Annotated in this window: 19 protein-coding genes and 1 tRNA gene; 11 read left to right on the top strand and 9 right to left on the bottom strand. The window is 64.6% G+C overall.

Translation table 11 applies throughout. The annotated features are described in order from the left end of the window. From Q7X29_RS20365 to lpdA, 6 genes are read left to right on the top strand one after another with little or no spacing between them, the layout of a single operon-like run. Window positions 1–321 carry a 2Fe-2S iron-sulfur cluster-binding protein gene (locus Q7X29_RS20365; RefSeq protein ID WP_316575075.1) on the top strand — a complete coding sequence of 107 codons (321 nt, stop codon included), beginning with the start codon at window positions 1–3 and terminating at the stop codon, window positions 319–321. Then, window positions 311–1,558 carry an NAD(P)/FAD-dependent oxidoreductase gene (locus Q7X29_RS20370; RefSeq protein WP_316575076.1) on the top strand — a complete coding sequence of 416 codons (1,248 nt, stop codon included), beginning with the start codon at window positions 311–313 and terminating at the stop codon, window positions 1,556–1,558. The genes Q7X29_RS20365 and Q7X29_RS20370 overlap by 11 nt, the downstream gene beginning before the upstream one ends. 50 nt (window positions 1,559–1,608) lie before the next feature. Next, window positions 1,609–2,727 (top strand): pyruvate dehydrogenase (acetyl-transferring) E1 component subunit alpha, encoded by a 1,119-nt coding sequence (pdhA, locus tag Q7X29_RS20375; RefSeq protein WP_316575077.1) that lies wholly within the window; start codon window positions 1,609–1,611, stop codon window positions 2,725–2,727. Between the two features lie 2 nt (window positions 2,728–2,729). Beyond that, window positions 2,730–3,734 (top strand): alpha-ketoacid dehydrogenase subunit beta, encoded by a 1,005-nt coding sequence (locus tag Q7X29_RS20380; protein ID WP_316575078.1) that lies wholly within the window; start codon window positions 2,730–2,732, stop codon window positions 3,732–3,734. Beyond that, window positions 3,731–5,050, top strand: a complete 1,320-nt coding sequence (locus Q7X29_RS20385; protein ID WP_316575079.1) for a dihydrolipoamide acetyltransferase family protein — start codon at window positions 3,731–3,733, stop codon at window positions 5,048–5,050. The genes Q7X29_RS20380 and Q7X29_RS20385 overlap by 4 nt, the downstream gene beginning before the upstream one ends. After that, the gene (gene lpdA / locus Q7X29_RS20390) at window positions 5,050–6,435 is read left to right on the top strand and encodes a dihydrolipoyl dehydrogenase (RefSeq protein ID WP_316575080.1); all 1,386 of its coding nucleotides are present in this window, start codon (window positions 5,050–5,052) and stop codon (window positions 6,433–6,435) included. The genes Q7X29_RS20385 and lpdA overlap by 1 nt, the downstream gene beginning before the upstream one ends. A gap of 9 nt (window positions 6,436–6,444) precedes the next feature. Here the strand turns inward: lpdA and Q7X29_RS20395 are convergent, their stop codons facing one another. From Q7X29_RS20395 to Q7X29_RS20410, 4 genes are all read right to left on the bottom strand, one after another. Beyond that, entirely contained in the window at window positions 6,445–7,596 is a 1,152-nt protein-coding gene (locus tag Q7X29_RS20395; protein ID WP_316575081.1) for a PucR family transcriptional regulator, read from the bottom strand. 7 nt (window positions 7,597–7,603) lie between these two features. Beyond that, complete coding sequence (locus Q7X29_RS20400; RefSeq protein WP_316575082.1) at window positions 7,604–7,831, bottom strand: hypothetical protein; 228 nt, start codon at window positions 7,829–7,831, stop codon at window positions 7,604–7,606. A 268-nt stretch (window positions 7,832–8,099) separates the two neighbouring features. Further along, on the bottom strand, window positions 8,100–8,789 hold the full coding sequence (locus Q7X29_RS20405) for a hypothetical protein (protein ID WP_316575083.1): 690 nt from the start codon (window positions 8,787–8,789) through the stop codon (window positions 8,100–8,102). Next, window positions 8,790–10,073, bottom strand: a complete 1,284-nt coding sequence (locus tag Q7X29_RS20410) for an MFS transporter (protein ID WP_316575084.1) — start codon at window positions 10,071–10,073, stop codon at window positions 8,790–8,792. A gap of 413 nt (window positions 10,074–10,486) precedes the next feature. On the opposite strand from Q7X29_RS20410, the gene Q7X29_RS20415 reads away from it, so the two are divergent. Continuing rightward, a complete protein-coding gene (locus Q7X29_RS20415) occupies window positions 10,487–11,632 on the top strand; it encodes a PucR family transcriptional regulator (protein WP_316575085.1) in 1,146 nt (381 codons plus the stop codon). Window positions 11,633–12,077: 445 nt separating this feature from the next. Then, the gene (locus Q7X29_RS20420; protein WP_316575086.1) at window positions 12,078–12,776 is read left to right on the top strand and encodes an alpha/beta fold hydrolase; all 699 of its coding nucleotides are present in this window, start codon (window positions 12,078–12,080) and stop codon (window positions 12,774–12,776) included. Window positions 12,777–13,034: 258 nt separating this feature from the next. On the opposite strand, the gene Q7X29_RS20425 is transcribed toward Q7X29_RS20420, so the two are convergent. Both Q7X29_RS20425 and Q7X29_RS20430 read right to left on the bottom strand, forming a co-directional pair. Then, window positions 13,035–13,388 carry an integrase core domain-containing protein gene (locus Q7X29_RS20425; RefSeq protein WP_316575087.1) on the bottom strand — a complete coding sequence of 118 codons (354 nt, stop codon included), beginning with the start codon at window positions 13,386–13,388 and terminating at the stop codon, window positions 13,035–13,037. Window positions 13,389–13,544: 156 nt separating this feature from the next. Next, window positions 13,545–14,528, bottom strand: coding sequence for an SGNH/GDSL hydrolase family protein (locus Q7X29_RS20430; RefSeq protein WP_316575088.1), 984 nt, complete (start codon window positions 14,526–14,528; stop codon window positions 13,545–13,547). A gap of 628 nt (window positions 14,529–15,156) precedes the next feature. Between Q7X29_RS20430 and Q7X29_RS20435 the strand changes: the two genes are divergently transcribed. Beyond that, window positions 15,157–15,999: an alpha/beta fold hydrolase gene (locus Q7X29_RS20435; RefSeq protein ID WP_316575089.1), complete on the top strand. Its 843-nt coding sequence runs from the start codon at window positions 15,157–15,159 to the stop codon at window positions 15,997–15,999. Window positions 16,000–16,373: 374 nt separating this feature from the next. Beyond that, window positions 16,374–17,375 (top strand): hypothetical protein, encoded by a 1,002-nt coding sequence (locus Q7X29_RS20440; protein WP_316575090.1) that lies wholly within the window; start codon window positions 16,374–16,376, stop codon window positions 17,373–17,375. Window positions 17,376–18,272: 897 nt separating this feature from the next. Here the strand turns inward: Q7X29_RS20440 and Q7X29_RS20445 are convergent. The 3 genes from Q7X29_RS20445 to Q7X29_RS20455 form a co-directional block, all read right to left on the bottom strand. Then, on the bottom strand, window positions 18,273–18,569 hold the full coding sequence (locus tag Q7X29_RS20445) for a hypothetical protein (protein WP_316575091.1): 297 nt from the start codon (window positions 18,567–18,569) through the stop codon (window positions 18,273–18,275). A gap of 313 nt (window positions 18,570–18,882) precedes the next feature. Further along, window positions 18,883–18,967: transfer RNA gene (locus Q7X29_RS20450), tRNA-Leu, on the bottom strand. A 50-nt stretch (window positions 18,968–19,017) separates the two neighbouring features. Then, entirely contained in the window at window positions 19,018–19,530 is a 513-nt protein-coding gene (locus Q7X29_RS20455; protein WP_316575092.1) for a PadR family transcriptional regulator, read from the bottom strand. A 104-nt stretch (window positions 19,531–19,634) separates the two neighbouring features. On the opposite strand from Q7X29_RS20455, the gene Q7X29_RS20460 reads away from it, so the two are divergent. Next, entirely contained in the window at window positions 19,635–20,189 is a 555-nt protein-coding gene (locus tag Q7X29_RS20460; protein ID WP_316575093.1) for a hypothetical protein, read from the top strand. Window positions 20,190–20,347: the final 158 nt, after the last annotated feature.

Here is a 20,347-nt window from a genome sequence, read left to right on the forward strand (position 1 = left end):
ATGAAGCTCACGTTCACCACAAGCCAGGGCTACGCCAAGACCGTCGATGCGAGCGGCGGACAATCGTTCATGCAGGTTGCGCTCGCGCACGATGTCCCAGGAATCTCCGCCGATTGTGGAGGCAACGCGATGTGCGCCACCTGCCATATCTATGTCGACGAAGCCGATTTCGCGCGTCTGCCGGCAGTATCGGACGACGAGAAGGAGATGCTCGAGGTCACCGCCGCGCCATGGCGGACCACCAGTCGGCTCGCCTGTCAGATCGGGGTCGACGACACGTTGGGCGCGGTTTCGGTCGAGGTGCCCTGCGATGAGGCGTAGCGCTGCGCACACGGCAACGATCGTCATCGTCGGAGCCGGGCACGCGGGAGTCCAGGCCGCGGCGTCACTGCGGGAACGAAAGTTCGCCGGTCAGGTCATCCTGGTCGACGCCGAGGCGAGGACACCGTATCAACGCCCTCCCTTGTCGAAGGGCTACCTCAGCGGAACCGCCGCACAGATCGCGCCCCTCCGTCCGCGAGAGTTCTACGACACCAATAACATCGACTTGGTACGTGCCCGGGTAGTCGGGATCGACAGAACTCGGCGGACCGTGTCACTGGACGACGGTCGTCAGCTCGCCTACGACCATCTCATCCTGGCCACCGGAGCCCGCAACCGAAACCTCTCGATCTCCGGCGCGAATGCCGCAGGAGCGTGTCCGCTGCGCACGGCCGACGATGCCCGGGCAGTACGTCGGAGTTTCGCGACAGCGCGGGAAGTCGTCGTTATCGGCGCCGGATTCGTCGGACTCGAGGTGGCGGCGGCGGCGCGCGAGCAGGGCCGCACTGTCTCGGTCATCGAAGCAGGCAACCGAGTGATGGCGCGGGCGGTGTCATCGGAGATGTCACAGTACTTGACAACGTTGCACACCCGCGCCGGAGTCACCGTGCGGCATCGCTGTTCGCCCACCCACGTCGATGTCGACGAATTCGGGCACGCAGCAGGCGTCCGGCTCGACGACGGCACCACTATTGGGGCCGACCTGGTCGTAATCGGCATTGGCGTGCAACCGAATACCGAACTGGCCATGTCGGCCGGCCTCGCCGTCGACAACGGGGTCTGCGTCGACGAGTACTTGCGCACCACCGATCCCGCGATCTGGGCCATCGGAGACTGCGCTTCGGTCGTCACCGCCGGTACACGGCAACGGCTCGAATCTGTTCAGAACGCGGTCGATCACGCACGGCACGTTGCCGCCCAGCTGGTCGGCAACCACGATCCTTATCAGGCGGTGCCGTGGTTCTGGACGCACCAATATGGCGCCAAGCTCCAGATCGCCGGTACGACAACCAGTCTCGGCGAGACCGTTGTGCTCGGCTCGGCCCCTGAGTTCTCCGTGCTGCGGTTCGACGGTGACGTATTGACTGCGGTGGAGTCGGTGAACCGGCCGGGCGATCACCTCGCGGCCCGCCGCCTACTCGCCGGATCATTCCGACCCGGTCTCAGTGACGCGCGAGCACCCGGGTTCAGCCTCAAGGACTACGCCCAGCGCACCACCGTCGGTGCGGCGACCTAGAGACCCCACCCACCGACCGTCAATTCCCTCGCCTTCGGAGAAAGACAGATATGACCCTTCTCGAGCCACTACGTCAGCGGCAGTTCGAGAGATACTTGCCCGCCGCAACCGCGGTGCAATACCTCGACGCCGACGGCAACCCCACCGATAGCGAGGCCCGCTATCCGAGACCGGCGGACGACCGTCTGGTGAGCATGTACCGGAACATGGTGCAAGGCAGGCGTTTCGACACCCAGGCGACGGCGTTGACCAAACAGGGCCGCCTGGCCGTCTATCCGTCTGCCCGCGGGCAAGAGGCCTGCCAGATCGCGGCGGCCATGTGCCTGCGACCCGAGGACTGGCTGTTTCCGACCTACCGGGACTCGATGGCCCTGACTGTCCGCGGCATTCCGGCTCCGGAGATTCTCAGCATGCTTTCCGGCGACTGGCACTGCGGCTACGATCCCACCGATTACCGCACGGCGCCCCAATGCACACCCCTGGCCACGCAGTTGTTGCACGCCACCGGGCTCGCCTACGCGCAACAGCGGCGTGGTCACGACACCGTGACGCTCGCACTTTGTGGTGACGGCGCCACCAGCGAGGGAGACTTTCACGAGGCGCTCAACTTCGCCGCGATCTTCCAGGCGCCCGTGGTGTTCCTGGTACAGAACAACGGCTTTGCCATCAGCGTCCCGCTCGCGCGTCAGAGCGCGGCGCCGTCGCTGGCGCACAAAGGCGTCGGGTACGGCATCGGATCCGAACAGGTCGACGGCAACGACCCTGTCGCGATGATGGGAGTGATGGATGAGGCCGTTCGCTACGTACGCGAGGGGAACGGCCCGTTGATCGTGGAGGCGCACACCTACCGCCTGGATTCCCACACCAACGCCGATGATGCCACTCGTTACCGCGATTCCGCCGAGGTCGAGAAGTGGTCGGCCCGCGACCCCATCGCCCGGCTGCGCGCCTATCTGCGAAACCAGGAGCTCATCGACGACGACTTCGAAAGCCAGCTCGCCGCTGAAGCCGAGTCCGACGCTGCGGACCTGCGAGCTGCCATGAACACCGACCGGCCGGTCGTCGCCGCGGATCTGTTCGCCCATGTGTTCGCCGATCCGACACCGCAGTTGCGTGAGCAGGCCGCCCAAGTCCGGGCCGAGCTGGCCGCCGAGTCAGAGGAGAATTGACCATGCCCATCCTCACGATGGCTCAATCGTTGAACCTCGCCCTTCGTGACGCACTCGCCGCCGACGACAACGTCGTCGTGTTCGGCGAAGATGTCGGCACGCTGGGTGGCGTGTTCCGGGTGACCGATGGACTGACGAAGGACTTCGGCGAAAATCGTTGCTTCGATACCCCCTTGGCCGAATCCGGCATCATCGGGTTCGCGGTCGGTATGGCCATGGCCGGTTTCCGGCCGGTCGTAGAGATGCAGTTCGATGCCTTCGCCTATCCTGCCTTCGAGCAAATCGTCTCGCACGTCGCCAAGATCCGGAATCGCACCCGAGGCCGCCTGTCGGCCCCCATGGTCATCCGGATACCGTTCGCCGGCGGGATCGGTGGCGTCGAACACCACTGCGATTCCAGCGAGGCGTATTACGCGCACACCCCGGGGCTGAAGGTCGTGAGTCCCTCGACACCGGCAGATGCCTACGCTCTGCTGCGCGCGTCCATCGATGACCCCGATCCGGTCATCTTCCTCGAACCCAAGAAGCTGTATTTCGCCCGTGGTGAGGTCGAGCCGGACGCCGGCGCAGACCTCGGCCGTGCCCTCGTGCGCCGAGAAGGCCGGGACGCCACACTCATCGCGTACGGGCCTTCGGTGTCGGTCGCGCTCGAGGCCGCACAAGCAGCCGCGGAACTGGGTCGGGATCTGGAAGTCATCGACCTGCGCTCGATCGTGCCGTTCGACGACGAAACCGTTGCCGCTTCGGTGCGAAAGACCGGGCGCTGCATGGTGATCCAGGAAGCTCAAGGCTTCGCGGGCGTCGGCGCGGAGATCGCCGCACGAGTCCAGGAGCGCTGCTTCCACCACCTCGCCGCGCCCGTATTGCGAGTGAGCGGATTCGACATTCCCTATCCCGCGCCGCGTCTGGAACGAATTCACCTTCCCGGCGTCGACCGGATACTCGACCAACTCGATCGATTGCAGTGGAACGACACCCCGGACCTCCGGTGGGCGGTGAACGCATGAGCGCGCAGATCTTCATGCTTCCCGACCTCGGCGAGGGCCTGACCGAGGCCGACATTCTCGAGTGGCGGGTGGCCGTCGGTGACACCGTGCAGATCGACCAGATCGTCGCCGAGGTCGAGACGGCCAAAGCCGCGGTCGAGGTCCCGGTTCCCTTCGAGGGCACAGTGCTCGAACTGCATGCCGCGCCGGGCGACACTCTGACAGTCGGCAGCCCTCTGATCACGATCAGCGGCTCCACCCCCACCGCGAACACCGGCACGGACAGCGCGACCGAATCCGCTGCGCACGAAAAGTACCGGGACGAAGAACGAGCCGGATCCGGCAATGTCCTGATCGGGTACGGGACGGGCCACGATTCGCGTCCAAGGCGTCGCCGCACGCGCGCTGTGGCCGATCCCGGCGAACGTGTCTCATCCCACTCACCCCAGGCTGCCACCTCAGCGCCGCGCGTCATCTCGCCGGTCGTGCGTGAGCTGGCCAACCGTGGCGGTGTCGATCTGACCGGAATCCACGGAACAGGCCCGGGCACCATCATCCTCCGACACGATGTCGAACAGGCAATCGCCGCCGCCATCCCGATCACGCCCTCCGAGACCGGCCGAGCCGCCCCGATCCGATTCGAGTCGACGCGCATCCCACTCAAGGGTCTCCGCAAGGTCGTCGCCGAGAAGCTGTCGGTCAGTCGCCGAGAAATACCCGACGCCACCACCTGGGTGGACGTTGACGCCACAGAATTGCTGCGGGCCCGGCGCACCATCAATACCGCGCTCCCTCGGGAAGACCAGCTCAGCCTGATGGCACTGCTCGCTCGATTGACACTGGCCGCACTCGCGCGATTCCCCGAGCTCAACGCCTCCGTCGACACCGAACGCGGCGAGATAGTCCGACACGGATATGTGAATCTCGGTGTCGCCGCGCAGACACCGCGCGGTCTCGTGGTTCCGGTCCTTCCCCGAGCCGACACCCTGACAACAGTGGAACTCGCCCGACAGCTCCGCGAAACCGTCGACACCGCACGAGCAGGAAAGCTCACGCCCGATCGGCTCGGCGGAGGAACCTTCACACTCAACAACTATGGAGTCTTCGGCGTGGATGGCTCGACACCGATCATCAACCATCCCGAGGCCGCGATCCTCGGCATCGGCCGCATCCTCGACCGCGCGTGGGTCATCGATGGCGAAGTGACCGTCCGGAAGATCACTCAGATTTCGCTCAGTTTCGACCATCGAGTGTGTGACGGCGGCGCCGCAGGCGGCTTCCTGCGTGCTTTCGGTGACCTCATCGAAAACCCCGCATCCGCTCTGGGGTGGCTGTGATGAACGGAGGCTCAGCCGCGGCCGGCAAGTGCAGCGACGTCCTCATCCTAGGCGGCGGATCCGGTGGATATGCCTGCGCGTTGCGTGCCGCCCAACTCGGTTTGTCCGTCACTCTTGTCGAGGCCGACAAGCTGGGTGGCACGTGTCTGCATCGTGGCTGTATCCCGACCAAAGCTCTCCTCCGGGCCGCCGAGGTCGCGGACACCACCCGCAACGCACGCTCTTTCGGCGTCTCGGCGACCTATGACGGGATCGACCTCGCGGCGGTGTATGCCTACCGAGAAACTGTGGTAAAACGCCTCTACCAGGGACTACGAGGGCTTCTCACCCGAGACTCCATCACCGTGGTGACCGGAACCGGGCAATTGACGAACGAGCTCACGGTCACTGTGGATGGACTGCGATACGCAGGCAACTCCGTGGTACTGGCAACCGGCTCACGACCCCGAGTCCCTGCCGGAATCGCGCTCGGCTCACGGATTGTCACCAGCGACCAGGCCCTCGATCTCGACGCTGTGCCGCAATCGGCGATCGTGCTCGGCGGCGGCGTGATCGGCATCGAGTTCGCCAGCCTGTGGGCCTCCTTCGGCGCTGATGTCACCATTGTCGAAGCTTTGCCACGGATATTGGCCGCTGAGGATCCTTGGAGCTCGAAGCAAGTGACGAAGGCGCTGCGCGCACGTGGGATCACGGTGCGCACCGACGCCCGTGTCGCGGCGGCCACCGAAGACGGCGAGGGCGTCAGAGTCACCTTCGCGGACGGTGAGATCCGCACGGCAGACGTGTTGCTCGTCGCGGTGGGGCGCGCTCCGCGGATCGACGGCCTATCCGAAGTCGGCATCGGAATCGAGAACGGCTGTGTTGCCACCGATGAGCGTCTCAGAACCACCACTGCCGGCGTGTACGCCGTCGGCGACCTGGTGGCCGGACCGCAACTGGCGCACCGCGGCTTCCAGCACGGTATGTTCGTCGCCGACGAAATCGCCGGTAACGCACCGGTTCCGATTCCCGACGACCTCATCCCACGCGTGGTGTATTCACATCCAGAGGTAGCCTCGGTCGGGCTCACCGAGAACGCCGCCCGCGATCGCTACAGTAACGCGACCGTCCTCGTGTACGACCTCGCGGGCAACGGCAAGAGCCAGATCTTGCGGACCGGCGGCGGTGTGAAGGTGGTGCGCGCTGGAGACTCCGGGCCTGTGGTCGGGGTCCACCTCGTCGGCGACCGGGTGGGTGAATCGATCGGAGAGGCACAGCTGAGCGTTGCCTGGGAAGCGCTTCCCGAGGAGATCGCGGCGTTTGTCCACGCCCATCCAAGCCAGAACGAGGCGTTGGGCGAAGCCATGCTCGCGTTGGCGGGTAGGCCGCTGCATACGCACCGTTGACGGCCGAGTTCAGCGTTGCTGGTCGGTTCGCGCCATCCGGCAGCCCACAGCCGAGCGCACGAGCCCCGCAAAGGTGCGGGGATCGACGCCGGTCAGCGCATGCCATCGGCTGAGTCGATACGACACGGAGTTGGGGTGCACATGCAGGCGCTGCGCCGCCCGCGCCAACGAGAACCCGCAGTCCGCGAACGTGAGGACCGCGTCAGCGAGGTCCGGATGGGCTGTCGCTGTCCGCTGAACGCCGTCGAACAACGGAGCCAGCTTGTCATGGCCGTCCACCAACGACGCTTCGAGCCAGCAGTCGGCGAAGTATGACGACGGCCTGCGCCACATCTCCGCGATGTGCAGAGCGCGCTCGGCATCAATGCAGCTCGAGTGCGCGCCGGTCAGTCCACTGCGGGCAAGACCGACCCCGTATCGAACGTGCTCTCCACTGATAGCCTGCGCCGCGCGAAGCGCCGCCGATATATCGCTATCTTGGGTGAGGATGGTCAGGGCGGTGCCGCGAACCCCGCAGTGGACTACCCCTGTCAGCCGTCGAGTCGCACGTTGCAGTCGCTCGACTTCGGGCTCAGGCCACAACGATCTGGACGCGCAGATCGCCTGGAAATCACCGCTGACATCGAATGCCAGTGTTCGAGCGGTCTCCGCCGTCCGCTCGGAACACCCGGCGTCGCCGAGATCGGCAAAGAACTGCCGACGTATTGCCGCCTCCCGCGCGTGCGTCGTGGGTGATTCATCGACAAAGGCATCGATGACTGTCGAGGTCATAGCCTCGGTCCATCCTGCCAACGGGTCGACCAGTTCGATCAACAGTGACTCGGTCGCCTCGGGCGCGCCCTGCAACGCGCACCACAAGCCTCGGCTGACGATCTGAAACGAGCGCAACACCTCGTAGGCGGAGACGCCCAGCTGCGCGCGCCGCATTGCCGCGCGGCGGGTGTACTGCAGGTGTTCCGCGACCGGGCCGGCGCCGGTCGCGAGGCTTGTCAGCACGCGGCGAGCGAGTTCGTGCACCGTACGACGGTGTTCGGCGTCGGCGATCCTCGCGTACGAAGGCAATTCAGCACGGATTCGCCCGGTCAGATCGGGTCGGTCGTTCTCGATCCGGCAGGCGACTGCCTCGCACAGCGCCTGGGCGGCCTCGCGATCCTTGGTCATGGCGCCGCTACCGGGGCCCTGCTCGGTGGCTGTAGCCGCACGACCCCGAAGTACCGCCGACGTGGACACCTTCGACAGCGACGAGTCCGGTCTCGAACATTCGAGGCCCGATGCCGGTGGTCACCGCACCCGCGAACATCATCGGTCGCCGACCGCCGTTCACCCCACCGACCAGGGAAACGTCACGACGACCGTGCGGCGTCACCGCGCCTTCGGCCAGAGAGACCTCGTCCATGCCTGCACCTCACTTCCCCTTCGAATCTACCGAACGATCGGTAGGTAAGCAATGCCGGAACCGCGCAGAACCGAGGTGTCCACGCCGACCAGAACGTTGGGCCACTTCGCCGCCGGCCACTCCGCCTGGTCAGCCGGTGACGGCCTGAGCCGAGCACGCCCATACGAACGGAATGACGCTGCTCGGCGTATGCACGCAGGGGCCAGAATGCCCCGCCCGAGGACGAGGCATTCTGCACTCCAGTGCCGGAATCCCGACAGGTCCGAAGCTATTTTCCGGGCGCCGGTGCGTTGATCGTCGTGAAGTACTGCACCGCAGCCATCACCGCAACGGGCGCGGTAACCAGGAGCTGACCCGCAACGACACCGATCGCACCGATCGCGAGCACACCGCCGATGCAGCCGACCGCAGCAGCCGGAATGAATGGACCGAACAAACCGATAATGGTGGCGGAAGCCACCGTGGCGCCGGCTATTCCGCCCAGTACGCAACCCACCGCCGCTCCACCGAGGCTGCCGACGGTGGCACCGATAGCGGCACCCATACTGATCGTCGAAACCATGCGATTCCAGGCGGCTTGCTCCCGTTCATATTCGGATTTGAACGGAGCCTGATTCTCGAACGGCAATGCCACCGGACGATATTCGGCATGCGCGATATCGAACAACGGCCGCAAGGTCGCGGTGCGATCCTTGATCTCCGCAGCGATTGGAAATACGAAGTCGTCTACCCGGAAAGACAACTCGGTTCCGGCCAGCACGGTGCCGTTGGCCGCCTTGAGCTTCAATGCACCGTCTTCTACGGCTACGGTGCCGGCGTCGGCAACGATGACGGTCCCCTCCGGGGTGACCGAAGCCGTGAAGCCGACGGTATCGGTGCCGGGCGAGGCATGGGCTCCTCCGGCGGCCAGGGCAACGGATGTCGCGACTACTGCCGCGGCAGTGACGAATTTCCTCATCTATTCACTCTCTTCTACAGTGGGACGAACTTCGGGAGCCATTTCTTCGGAAGCAACCGGGCGCGCCCGGTCACGGTCAGGATCGGCCAGTGCGATGGCCACGCATCCCGCGACGACGGCGACAACGCCGAAGATCTGGAAGGCGGCGGCGTAGCCGGCCGCCGGGCTGGCCGCGGCCTCGACGATGCGTCCGGTGGCGTAGGGCGCGACGAACCCGCCCAGTGTGAAGATGCCGACCAACGTGCCGAGCGTGCCCGCAGTCTGGCTCGGCGGGCAGAGTTCCGCGATGGCGGCTTGGACCAGCGGCAAACATGTGAGCTTCAGGCCGTAGGCGAACGAAACGGCCGCTACCACGACGATCGGAACCGCGACCAGTGGCAAGGCAACCAGTATCAGTCCGCTGACAATCACGCCGACTGTCGGAAGGACGATCCGAACGAAACGGATGCTGCGGCCTTGAACGGCCAACCGATCGCTGACGGCCGAGGTGCCGAGCATAATGAACAAGCCGACGATACTGGGGATACCGGACAGGGCACCGGCCTGCAGTCGGCTGTAACCGAGGCCGACTTCGAGGTAGGACGGCATCCAGGTGAGCACTGCCGAGCCGAGTGCGAAGACACTGAAGCACAGGAACGCGCAGCTGATGAACGTCCGGGTGAAGAAGATCTCGCGCCAAGGCACAGATGCGGAAACGGCAGGTGCCGAAACATCGCTCCCCACGGACTCGACCCGCTCGGTCAGATAGGGCCCTTGCTCCCACTTTGCCAGCCATACCAGGCACCAGAGAATTGCGCCGACGGACAAACACAGCAGCGCAGTGCGCCACCCCCACGCCACCGTCACCCAGGCCAACACCGGAATGATCGCGAACTGCGCACATGCCGCGGAGCCGGTCAGTACCGCACCGACGATGCCACGCTCGGCGGGGCGATGCCACGAATAGGTACCGGTGAAGATCAGAGAGACGCTCGGACCCTCCGCCAGACCAAGCAACACCCTGCTCAGAATCAGCGTGGCGAAGCTCGCCGAGACGACCAGCGGAAGGGTTGTGAGGGCCCAGATGATCGCCAGCACCACCAGAGCCCACCGTAGAGCGAGCCACCGTTCCAATACGCCCGCGCACAGGCTTCCCGCCGTCAGCGCCAGATAGAACAGGCTACCGACCAGACCCAAGCCGGAGGCACTGAGGCCGAGCTCTTCGGCAAGGGGCTGGGCGATGATGCCGAAAACGACCTGATCGGCAAAGTTGATGAGGGTGAGAACCAGGAGCAATGAAGTCATCGCCCACGCCCGGCGGCGAGATGGTTTCTCCCGGTCCAGAGCTGTACCCTCGGGATCAGTGTGTGTGGTCATGAGCACCTACCATTCGTGCATTGAGTTCCCGAACAAGCTCCACTGCCGTGGATTTCTGCTTCGAATGCTGTTTCGCAGACGAAGAAGAGCGGCTCAGCGGATTCGCTCGTCGGTATGAAGCGCGCCACATCGACGTTCGGGCAAGAGTAGGCAGCCAGGTCTGCGGAGTCCCTGGCGAATGCCCGGACTCTTACCGAGCTACCCCGTGATTTCGCCGGTGCGCGGTGACGCGGAGTGATACTCGGCAGTACCGGTCGATAGGCAGCGGAGGAAACCGGCTGTTGCGAAGGGGAGCGAGTATACGGCGGCGACATCGTTTTCCCAGGTATAGGCTGCCGTCCATGACGTTCGACAGCAGTACCACCGGAATCTTGTGTGCCGCCGTTGCTCATCGCCTCGACGAGAATGACCCCGACCTGGCCGCCCACATCCGGGCAGAACTTCCGTCGTACGCGAATATCCCGGAGAGCGAACATCGCCGAACCCTCCGCGAATTCACCCACATGATTCTGGACAACGTCGCCCAGGGGCGAGGGCCAGTCGCCGAACACCTCCAGTTCGCGCGACGGGCCGCCCGTCGGCGTGCCCATCTCGGCGTCTCCGCCTATGACGTGCTCCGCTCGTTCCACATCGGCAACCGTGCCCTGTGGGCGGCACTGCAGCACGCACCGGAGGCGACCGACGAGGCACTGATCGGGCTGGTGGAACCGCTGACACTCTGGACCGAGGCCATGACCGCGACAGTGGTCGATGCCTTCGTTGACGAAGGTCCCACCCGGCAGGCTCGCGAGTCCCGCGTCCGTCAACAGTTCTTCGCCGAACTGGGCAGCCATGATCGTCCAGAACAGCTAGCCGAGATGGCACGCATGCTGGCCTTCGACGTCAACGGCGAGTTTCAGGCACTCTGCTCCCCACGCGCCCAGTGGCCGGAAACCGAAATCGAGAGCCTGCAGCGGTCTGCGCGCAGGCTCCCCGGGGTGGTCGCATGCGGTGTCCGTGGCACTGTCTTGGTGGTCCTCGGGCAGAACACCGACATCGAGGCGGCCGTCCGTACCGCTCAATCGATCAGCGGAGCCGACGTGCCATTCGGCATCGGCCTGCTTCGCCCGGGTCTCGACGGCGCACATACCAGCACCACAGACGCCGAACGGGCACTGCGGGCTGCCCAAGCTTGGCATGAGCCGACGGTCAGGTTCGAGGACGGATGGCTGGAGGCATCGCTATTGGACACCCAAGCCCAGCTGGCGCCGCTCTTCGACCGGGTGCAGCAGGTGCGGCGGACCCATCCTGAGCTGGCCACGGCCGTGCTCGTCTACGCTGATTCCGGGTTCTCCCTGGCACGCGCCGCGAAAACGCTTCGCATGCATCCGAATTCCGTTTCGTATCGCCTGACTCGCTGGCATGAGCTCACCGGCGCCGACCCTCGGACATTCTCAGGGCTGGTGCGCTCGGTGATCGGCAGCCGGATCGCACCCGAGGTCTCCTGACAGCATTCGATTCTCGCCGGCGGATGCCAGGATTTCGGGAATGTCAAAGCGGGAGCACCCAATCCTCTTCCGATTGCACGAAGACGTCGAAAGAACGCGCCGTTAGCCTCCCCAGTCGACGAAGAAATGAGGAGTGCGACGGTATGTCCGACAAGTGCCAGATCTCCACAGACACGGGTCTCGACGTCCATCTGCCTGCAGGGTATCCCAGGCGCGGAGGTCCGCAACCGGCGCTGCACGGATTCCCGCATGGCGCTATGACGCGGCCGACTGCCACGGGTACCAGTCCAGCATCGACCCGCCGGACCAGAGAAACAGTGGGTCGAGGGGCCGTACCACAGCGCGCAAATCCCCTTGTCGGACACCGGCTACTCGTGGCCGACCCCTATTTGCCGGTAGCGCCGATCGCGCACCGATCGATGATGATTTCCGAGGAGAACGCAGAATGAAGTTGTACACCCGAACCTGGGGCCAGGGGGACAGACTTGCGCTGTTGATTCACGGTGGCACCTCGGACAGCCGAACCTGGACCACAGTGGCTCCGGAACTGGTAGCCCGAGGGTACAGAGTTGTCGCACCGGATCTACGTGGCCACGGCCGCAGCCCCCGCGGCCGGTACGATAATCCCGAGGCATACGTGGGCGACCTCATCGAGACCCTGCCCGTGGACGCAGACCTTGCCATCGGGCATTCACTGGGGGGATTGTTCCTTTCCCTCGCTGCTGACCGGCTTCGCCCCCGCAATCTGATCCTCAGTGAACCTGGATTCGACCAGGACATCAAGCCACCGGACTTCTTCGACACTGTGCGAGCCGTTCTGCCTTCCCTCACTGCCGAAAGCCTCCGGTCAGCTCACCCACGTTGGACCGAGCAAGCAGTAGCCCTCGCGCTGGACGCCACCGTTTGCCTCGATCTCGACCTCTTGGAAGGACTGAAGGCCTTCCGTGGAATCGACTTCCGCCCGACTCGAGCGCCCGGGCACGCCTTGCTGCAGATAGCCACAATCGACTCCACCGTGAAGCCGACGACCGCTGCCGAGCTCGCTCGACGTGGTTTCCAGGTTGACCTCATCGCCGATGCCGGCCACGACATACACAACGACAACCTGCCTGGATTCCTCGAATCCTTGGATGCATTCGCTTGACCGGCAGCAGGTCGGACAGGTCAATACCGGTTGAGCCGCTATGCACTTGGTGATTCGGGCGGATCGTCGGTATCGACCGAGTTCGCAGACTCGTCTTCGACGAGCCCCCCGGCCCTTGGCGCGTCGATGACCTGGCCGCAGAAACTCACCGGACAGACAGTGCGGCGATGCCTCTGATCGAATCGCGCCTGGCCGAGGACCCCGACTCTGAAAAGGAGCGAGGCCTGAACCGTCGCGGGTTCGGGACCGGCTTCGGTTTCAGACCAGTGCCGGTCGGCGTGGCGGTAGTTGAGGGTAGTAGGCTGCCTCGTACTCGGCCGGACGCAGGTAGTCGAGCCGTGAGTGCAGGCGGGCGTTGTTGTACCAGTCGCACCATTCCATCAGCGCGTACTCGACCTCGGACATGGTCTTGAACGGGCCGTTTCGGCGCACGACCTCGGTCTTGAACAAGCCGATGATCAATTCGGCGAGGGCATTGTCGTAGGAATCCTCTACCGAACCGATTGATGGTGAAATATCTTGCAGCACAAGCGATTCGGTGAGCTTCACCGAAACATATTGCTCCCACTGGCCGAATCTCAGCACCTTGCCCGATAGTGTCGAAGGTGGCACGAGCCTCCTTCTCGAAGCTCTGCGGCAGCGCACGTTCAGCGATCGGAGATCGTCCCGGAGAGGGTCGTCAGCGGGGAGCGCAAGAAGACGTGAGGAAGACGCCCATTCGCACCGCCCGGGTCGAAACGCCCGACCGGATCCGCCGGGGTAGCGAGGCTACCGACCGAGTGCTGCGAGCACGGTTCTCGCCTGGTAATCCGCACCGAGCTGGTTTGGATGGAACGGCGCGGCTGGGCCATTCGGTGTGCTGCTGAACGGAATCAGGCCCTCGGTCCAACGTACGCCCGGGGGCTGGCACACATCGTGTCCGGTGCTCGCTTCGTACGTGTCGACGAGCTGCACCTCGGTGGTCGTCGCCACGCGCGCGAGCATGGCATTCAACGCAATCACCTTCTCCCCCAGCCATCGCGCGTCGGCGTCGGCGATGGGGATCTCCGGATAGCATCCACCGCCCGCGCCGACGCTCTGGAAGTAGTTCAGCAGCAGTATCCGTGCCCGCGGCGACCGTTCCCGGATTCCAGCGATCACCGCGATGACCGCGGGTTCGGCCCTTCCGATCGCGTCCGCGATCTTGTCTGTACCGGTGGCGGCAATGGCCGCCGTGCACGGCGAAACCGCCGGATCCGAGGTCAGACACCCGGAGACCGCCTCCGCCAGTCCGATGTCGTTTCCACCGATGAGCAGAGTCACCAGGTCGGTGGCGGGTGTCAACCGATCGAATTGCGGTGGGTTTCCGGCCGGTGGCACCTCGGCCTGGACCTCGGTCATGGCCTCGGTTTTGGCCCCGGAGCACGCGGCGTCCCGGAATACCGGTACCGCCAGTGCCGATGCCACCTGTTTGGCATAGCTCCGACGGCTCTGCCCGCAACCCGCGGATACGAATTCATCGGTGACGAGTGTGGGATTCAGGGTGAAGTCCGCCGCCCACGAATCACCAAGTGCAACGTACTCATTGAATATCGGCTGCGCTGATGCGGACCCGGGTGCCACTAGAGCCAGAGCTAGCAGAACTGAGCATGGACCGCTAGCCCGAAATACTGAAAACACGAATCCTCCACAATTGAAAGAGAAGCAAAATGGATGTGATACGGGTCGGCGAGCTCTCCGCAGTCGCGTTGGACGGACGTCGAGGCAATTCATCGCGTCGCCGCCGAAAAAGGTGCGGCGAGGAATTCCCGAAAAAGATCAAGGTTGGACGAAGTGCGACTTCTGCTGCGGTGAAATTGTCGATTCGCTGCACGGCAAGCTGGGCGCGGGAAGCCTTGATAGTACGGCTGACGACGTCAGAACCGCGGGTCCACACAAGGTATCTTCGCCATTGACGATCGTGCGTGCGGCCGGGTTCTCGTCGCACAGTGCGAGTCGCACCGCGAACCTCACGACGGTCAAGTCCTGATCCGTCGGATCAGAGGTCATATTGTTCGACATTTCGGTCCTGCCTACCGAGTTCTCCACTGCCTCAGCACGATCCGTACCTCGCGCGCGGGTTCGACGCTACAGCGCGGAGCGCGGTTACTCTCTCGCGAAAGCGAGAACTCGAGCGGCGGTTTCCTGTGGTTCAACATACTGATCATGCCATGATCGCACCGGTTGACCGCTACCTGCCGCCACACCCTCTCCGCCCGACCAGCTGCGCGAAGATAATGACCAGCGAGTTTGTGGAACCCATGAAGCACGCCGATGGCTGGGTGAGTATTCCCCGAAGATGTTGGGCGAACCCTCGAGTAGCCTCCGGTCTCGATCCGAATTGGCTATAGAAGAGGACCTCATGACCGACCGCTGGCAAATAACCACCCCGACTGGGCTGACCTTCGATATGCGGGCATGGGGTCCGGCCGACGGTTGCCCACTGCTCGCATTGCACGGCTTCCCGCAGGGCGCGGTCAGCTGGGAGGGGCTGGGTACTCTGCTCGCAGATTCCGGCATCCGTCTCATCGCCTTCGACCAGCGCGGCTACTCCCCTGGCGCACGTCCGGCCCTGGAGACTTACACAGTGCCCAACTATGTCGCCGACGTGCTGGGCATTGCGGATGCGCTCGGCCTCGACCGCTTCGATGTGATCGGATTCGGCATGGGCGGGTTGCAGTCCTGGGCGGTCGGCGCGGCGGCACCAGAGCGCGTCATATCGTTGACGGCGCTGGTCTTTCCGCATCCAGCAGCATTTGCACACGGTATTGCAGGGGATCCGGACCAGACCGAGGCATGGGAACGGCTGGAAGCCATGAGCCCACCTGGCCCCGCCGCGCGCGAGCTGCTCGCCGACGGCGCGGCCGGTCTGCGCACTTTCCTGCTGAATTCAGGCATGCCCGATGAAGTGATGGAGGCGACGGTCGCTCGCATCGGCACCGAGGAGGTGCTGATCCCCGCTATCGCCTGGCATCTGGTTCCCGTCGAAGACATGGCGGCCATTGCCAGAGTCTCGGTACCGGCCATGTACATCTGGGGCACCAGCCCAGCGCTGACTCGTCGCACCTGTGAGAGCAACGGAGAATGGGTCGACGGCCCTTACCGCAGTGTCGAATTGAAGGGCGCCGGGCACTGGCTGCTGGAGACCAGCCCGGAGCTGCTGGTGGGCCCGGTGCTCGAACAGCTAGATCAGACATCGCGATAGAGGTTTCGAGCCGCCCCGGTGATTCCGGAGACTTGTCGGTGGGGACCCCCACTCAGCAGTTCAGGCATGTCCCTGGTCGAGGCCGGGCATGTCTACACCCAATAGTCAGCTTCGATCCTCAACGACCACGCGAAAACCGCAGGTCGTTCCCATTCCCATCTTTGTTGTGCCCCGCCGAGGGCACGAACCTGCGACAGCTACCTCGGGCTCGCTTGTGCTCTGGGAAAGCCGGGGGTCGGCGACGAGGGGATCGATCGGGGCGGGCGTCGACAGTCTGACGACCTGCGGGCTGACGTGGGAACTCGGCCGTCGGACGTCGCGCGTTTGCCTGAGCCCCGAGTCGTGTCGGACAGTGCAGCGACAATGAGGGGGTGATGGACTGGAAGTCTTATTCGGAGGCCCTCGCACCTCCCCCCGTTCCGCGCAGGGTAACCGTCTCGCTACGGACTGTTCGGGCGGCAATCGAGGCGGCGCTCATGGGGTTCACCCGCGTAGAACTGGAGGTGGTGCTGGCGGATGAGCTGAAGTTGTCCTGGACACAGGATGATTCACCATCGGGCCTCTCCTACTCCAAGCGAGGCCTCATCCAGGCTTACACCGATGAGTGGGCGCTTCCCCAACTGATCGGCCTGGCCCGCCGGATTGTGGCGGACGGCTATGCGGGCACCGAGGTGCTGCCTGCACTGCTGGCCGAATACGACAGAGGTGGTGGAGTAGGGGCGCCAGTCAAGAACCTCATCTTCGCGGCGAATGGCCCCAAGCCGGAGCTCGTACTACGCGATGCAGTCAACAACGACATTCAGATTGTCAAGAACGCCGAACACTGCCTCGTCTACGACCAGTCCCTTCCTGCGGAAGGGTTGACCTTCCGGCATCTGATCGAATGGTGGAGGGTCCGTGAAGGTCTAGGAGATCAAGACGACCGGACGGTGGGACTGTCGCTGCACCGCCGACTGAGCGCGAGCCTCGCCGGAAACGACGCAGAGCGACTGATCTTCACCACCTACAGTGAGCGGTATGCGAAGTTCGGGTTCGGCATTCCAGCATTGATCCCACAGGTCTACCTCCACTACGACCCCTACACGCTCCGCCAAAGAGGTACCAAGACCGGGCCTCTGGCGAGGCAACGGATGGACTTCCTGCTGTTGTTCAGCGATCGTCAGCGCGTTGTGATCGAGCTCGACGGCCGCCAGCATTATGCAGACGACCGCGGCATAGCTGACCCATCGCGTTACGCCACGATGATGATCGAAGATCGTCGGCTGAGACTTGCGGGCTACGAGGTCTGCCGATTCGGCGGGCAAGAACTTGTTCGAAGTGATGCAAAGGCTACGGTGGCCACCTTCTTCGATGCACTTCAGGAACGCATGAGATGAGCAGGCCGTCGACGCCGACCTCCGCGATGTCGACGCGAAGGACTGCGACAGCCGCGTAGAGCGCTCGATGGATGATGTCGATCGAGGCGTCGGGATCGTTGTTGCCCCAGGATCCGAACGTCATCGTGCCGAGGCACAGCGGGCTGACCAAGACACCCGTGCGGCCCAGTAGTCGCGGTTCGATGCTTCCGTGCTGACTACGCGGTGCCGGTGTGGTCGGCCGCGGCGCGCGGGCGATCACTAGCGCGGCCCCGGACACGGCCCGCTGCCGACTGGTGCACGACCGCGTCGGCCGCACCACCGGCCCAACAGAATTCAGAAGCAAAACGGGGGGTAAACGGGGGGACCGACACAAAAAACAGGTCAGGCCGGGTCGATGACCGGGCCTGACCTGCTATTTCTGTGGAGCTAAGGGGACTCGAACCCCTGACCCCCACTCAGCGGTTCGGGCGTCTCCTGGTCGGCGCCGGGCCCGTCTACAGCCGATAGTCAGCTTCGATCCTCAACTGGCCACGCAAAAACCGCAGGTCCTCCCCGTTCCCATCTTCGATGTGCCCCGCCGAGTGTCTGGTTTCAGGACATAGGAAACACATGTCTCGGGTCATGGGAAACACCAGGCAAGGTCACCGACCATGTCGAAGGCCCGCCTGGTCATCACCGCCGTCGTCGTCGAAGGCCGCAGCCAAGCCGCCGTCGCCCGCGCCTACGGCGTCTCACCGAGCTCCCGCCTGTCATGGAACGCCAAATCCGAGTGGGTGTACTCCGAGCAGCCCGTTCACGATGCGATCATCAGCAAGGAGACCTTCGATCAGGTACAGGCGCGCTTCACCTCACGAGGCCCCCGGTCGCCACGTCCGATGACCCGTAGGACCCACCCTTACGCCTTCAAGGGACTCATCACACCACAGTTGCGGGCGCAAGATGCAGGGCAACTGGTTTCACGACGCGGCGGTCTACCGCTGCCGCTATCCCCGCGAATACGCTGTCGCGAACCGTCTCGAACACCCGACGAACGTCTTTCTCAAGGAGCACCTCCTCATCGGCCCCCTGGACGAGTGGCTCGCCGAGATCTTCGCCCCCGAACGCGTCGAACACACCCTGACGCAGCTCGAGATCGCACAACCAGATCCTGGGGTGGCAACGCACCCGCTGCGCCAAGCCATCGCCGAATGCGACCGGAAACTGGCGCGCCACCGCGCCGCCCTAGAAGCCGGGGCCGACCCGGCGATGGTAGCTGCGTGGAGTAGCGACGTGTATCGCGAGCGAACGCACTTGGCTTCCCAGATGGCTGCGACACCCGCCCCAGTCGCTGTCTCGCCGCTCAGCCGGGCGGAGATCCGCCGGATCGTGGACGAGCTGGGTGGGATGCTAGCAGTGCTACGGGCTGCCGAACCCGGGGACAAGCTCGAGGTCTACCGAGAACTCGGATTGGAACTGACCTATGATCACGAGAATGCTGTAGTCACAGCTGGGTTGAATCCTCAACCCAATGTTGGCGTACCTACTGTGTCCGGAGGGGGACTTGAACCCCCACGCCCTAATACGGGCACTAGCACCTCAAGCTAGCGCGTCTGCCATTCCGCCACCCGGACTTGCTGGTGTGCCAAAAGATTATCCGACGCGGTGTCGGAAACCAAATCGCCTAGGTGACCTGCTGTTTTGCCCACTCGGCCCACTCCTGGTTCATGCGGTAGAAGCGCTTGCCCCACTCGAGGGCGATGTGGCCGTTGGTGGAGAAGGGGTTGGCGGTCCAGTCGATGGCGGATTCCAGGGTGAGGAGTTCGGCGAGGGCGGCGGCGGAGCGGGACTCGAGGGTGGTGAGGTAGGTGATCGCTTCGGCGGGGGTGAGGGCGTCGAGGAAGAAGACGCGCAGGAGGGTTTCGTTGCGGGTGATCGGTTTGGGGGCGACCTCGGTGAGCCAGTGGCGGAGGTCGGCGAGGCCGGCGGGGGTGATCGTGTATTCCTTGCGGCCGCGGGGGCCCTCGTCGGAGACGGTGATCTCTCCGGCGTCGGCGAGCTTGGTGAGTTCGGTGTAGATCTGACTCTGAGTGGCGGGCCAGACGTTGGCGAGGGATTCCTTGAAGCGGTGGATCAGGTCGTAGCCGCTGGCGGGGCGGTCGGCGAGCAGGCCGAGCAGGGCGTGACGGAGGCTCATGCCCATCATCTTACCTTCCACTCTTGACATGTCTGAATAGGAACGTCTAATTTCGACCTGTCTGAATTGGAATGTCGCGTCTACCGCGTACTCAGGGAGCCACCATGTCCTACCTGCGCACCTTCGCCCCGTGGATCGTCTACGCGCTCGTTCCCGGCCAGTACTGGGCGTGGGCGGCGCTCGTCGCCGCAGGCCTGGCGCTCGCCGAGGTGGTGGGCCGCAGGCGGAGCGGGGCCGGGTTCGACGCGCTGATCATCGAGGTCGGGACGCTGGCGTTCTTCGTGGGGCTGACCGTGCTGGCGTTCGGCGACCCCGACACCGGACTGCACGCCTACTCCCCCGCGCTCTCGCACACCGCGCTGGCACTGATCGCTGGTGTCTCGCTCGCGGTCGGGATGCCTTTCACCCTCGGGATCGCGAAACAGACCACCCCGCAGGAGGTCTGGGAGGAGCCGCTGTTCGTGCGGACCGGGTATGTGCTGACCGCGGTGTGGACGGCGAGCTTCGCGGTCGGTGCGGTGCTGCTGGCGCTGCTCGCGCACGCCGACACCTGGCCCCGCACACTCGCGCACGCGCTGACGTTCGCGGTGCCGATGGTGTTCACCGTGCGCTACGTCGCCTACATCCAGGCCAAGGCGGCCGCGTTCGACGCCGTGTGAGCCGATCAGGGCTGTCTGGCAACGGTTTCCACGTGGGGCTCGGACGTCGGCGGACGTCCGGGCCTCACGCCGTCGGCGGAGCCAGCGGATGAGGGCGGCGGGCGGAGTTTCGGTAGCCCAGGCGACGATGCCGTCGGGGCGGGCCGGCGAGCCGGTTC

It is taken from the genome of Nocardia canadensis, assembly GCF_032656385.1.
GTDB lineage: Bacteria > Actinomycetota > Actinomycetes > Mycobacteriales > Mycobacteriaceae > Nocardia > Nocardia canadensis.

Coding starts and splice junctions, on each gene's coding strand:
- Q7X29_RS20410 (WP_316575084.1), bottom strand. CDS start 10,073: ATGACTTCATTGCTCCTGGTTCTCACCCTCATCAACTTTGCCGATCAG.
- Q7X29_RS20460 (WP_316575093.1), top strand. CDS start 19,635: ATGTCCTACCTGCGCACCTTCGCCCCGTGGATCGTCTACGCGCTCGTT.
- lpdA (WP_316575080.1), top strand. CDS start 5,050: ATGAACGGAGGCTCAGCCGCGGCCGGCAAGTGCAGCGACGTCCTCATC.
- Q7X29_RS20370 (WP_316575076.1), top strand. CDS start 311: ATGAGGCGTAGCGCTGCGCACACGGCAACGATCGTCATCGTCGGAGCC.
- Q7X29_RS20455 (WP_316575092.1), bottom strand. CDS start 19,530: ATGAGCCTCCGTCACGCCCTGCTCGGCCTGCTCGCCGACCGCCCCGCC.
- Q7X29_RS20395 (WP_316575081.1), bottom strand. CDS start 7,596: ATGACCAAGGATCGCGAGGCCGCCCAGGCGCTGTGCGAGGCAGTCGCC.
- Q7X29_RS20435 (WP_316575089.1), top strand. CDS start 15,157: ATGACCGACCGCTGGCAAATAACCACCCCGACTGGGCTGACCTTCGAT.
- Q7X29_RS20380 (WP_316575078.1), top strand. CDS start 2,730: ATGCCCATCCTCACGATGGCTCAATCGTTGAACCTCGCCCTTCGTGAC.
- Q7X29_RS20365 (WP_316575075.1), top strand. CDS start 1: ATGAAGCTCACGTTCACCACAAGCCAGGGCTACGCCAAGACCGTCGAT.
- pdhA (WP_316575077.1), top strand. CDS start 1,609: ATGACCCTTCTCGAGCCACTACGTCAGCGGCAGTTCGAGAGATACTTG.
- Q7X29_RS20430 (WP_316575088.1), bottom strand. CDS start 14,528: ATGAATTGCCTCGACGTCCGTCCAACGCGACTGCGGAGAGCTCGCCGA.
- Q7X29_RS20400 (WP_316575082.1), bottom strand. CDS start 7,831: ATGGACGAGGTCTCTCTGGCCGAAGGCGCGGTGACGCCGCACGGTCGT.
- Q7X29_RS20385 (WP_316575079.1), top strand. CDS start 3,731: ATGAGCGCGCAGATCTTCATGCTTCCCGACCTCGGCGAGGGCCTGACC.
- Q7X29_RS20440 (WP_316575090.1), top strand. CDS start 16,374: ATGGACTGGAAGTCTTATTCGGAGGCCCTCGCACCTCCCCCCGTTCCG.
- Q7X29_RS20405 (WP_316575083.1), bottom strand. CDS start 8,789: ATGAGGAAATTCGTCACTGCCGCGGCAGTAGTCGCGACATCCGTTGCC.
- Q7X29_RS20420 (WP_316575086.1), top strand. CDS start 12,078: ATGAAGTTGTACACCCGAACCTGGGGCCAGGGGGACAGACTTGCGCTG.
- Q7X29_RS20415 (WP_316575085.1), top strand. CDS start 10,487: ATGACGTTCGACAGCAGTACCACCGGAATCTTGTGTGCCGCCGTTGCT.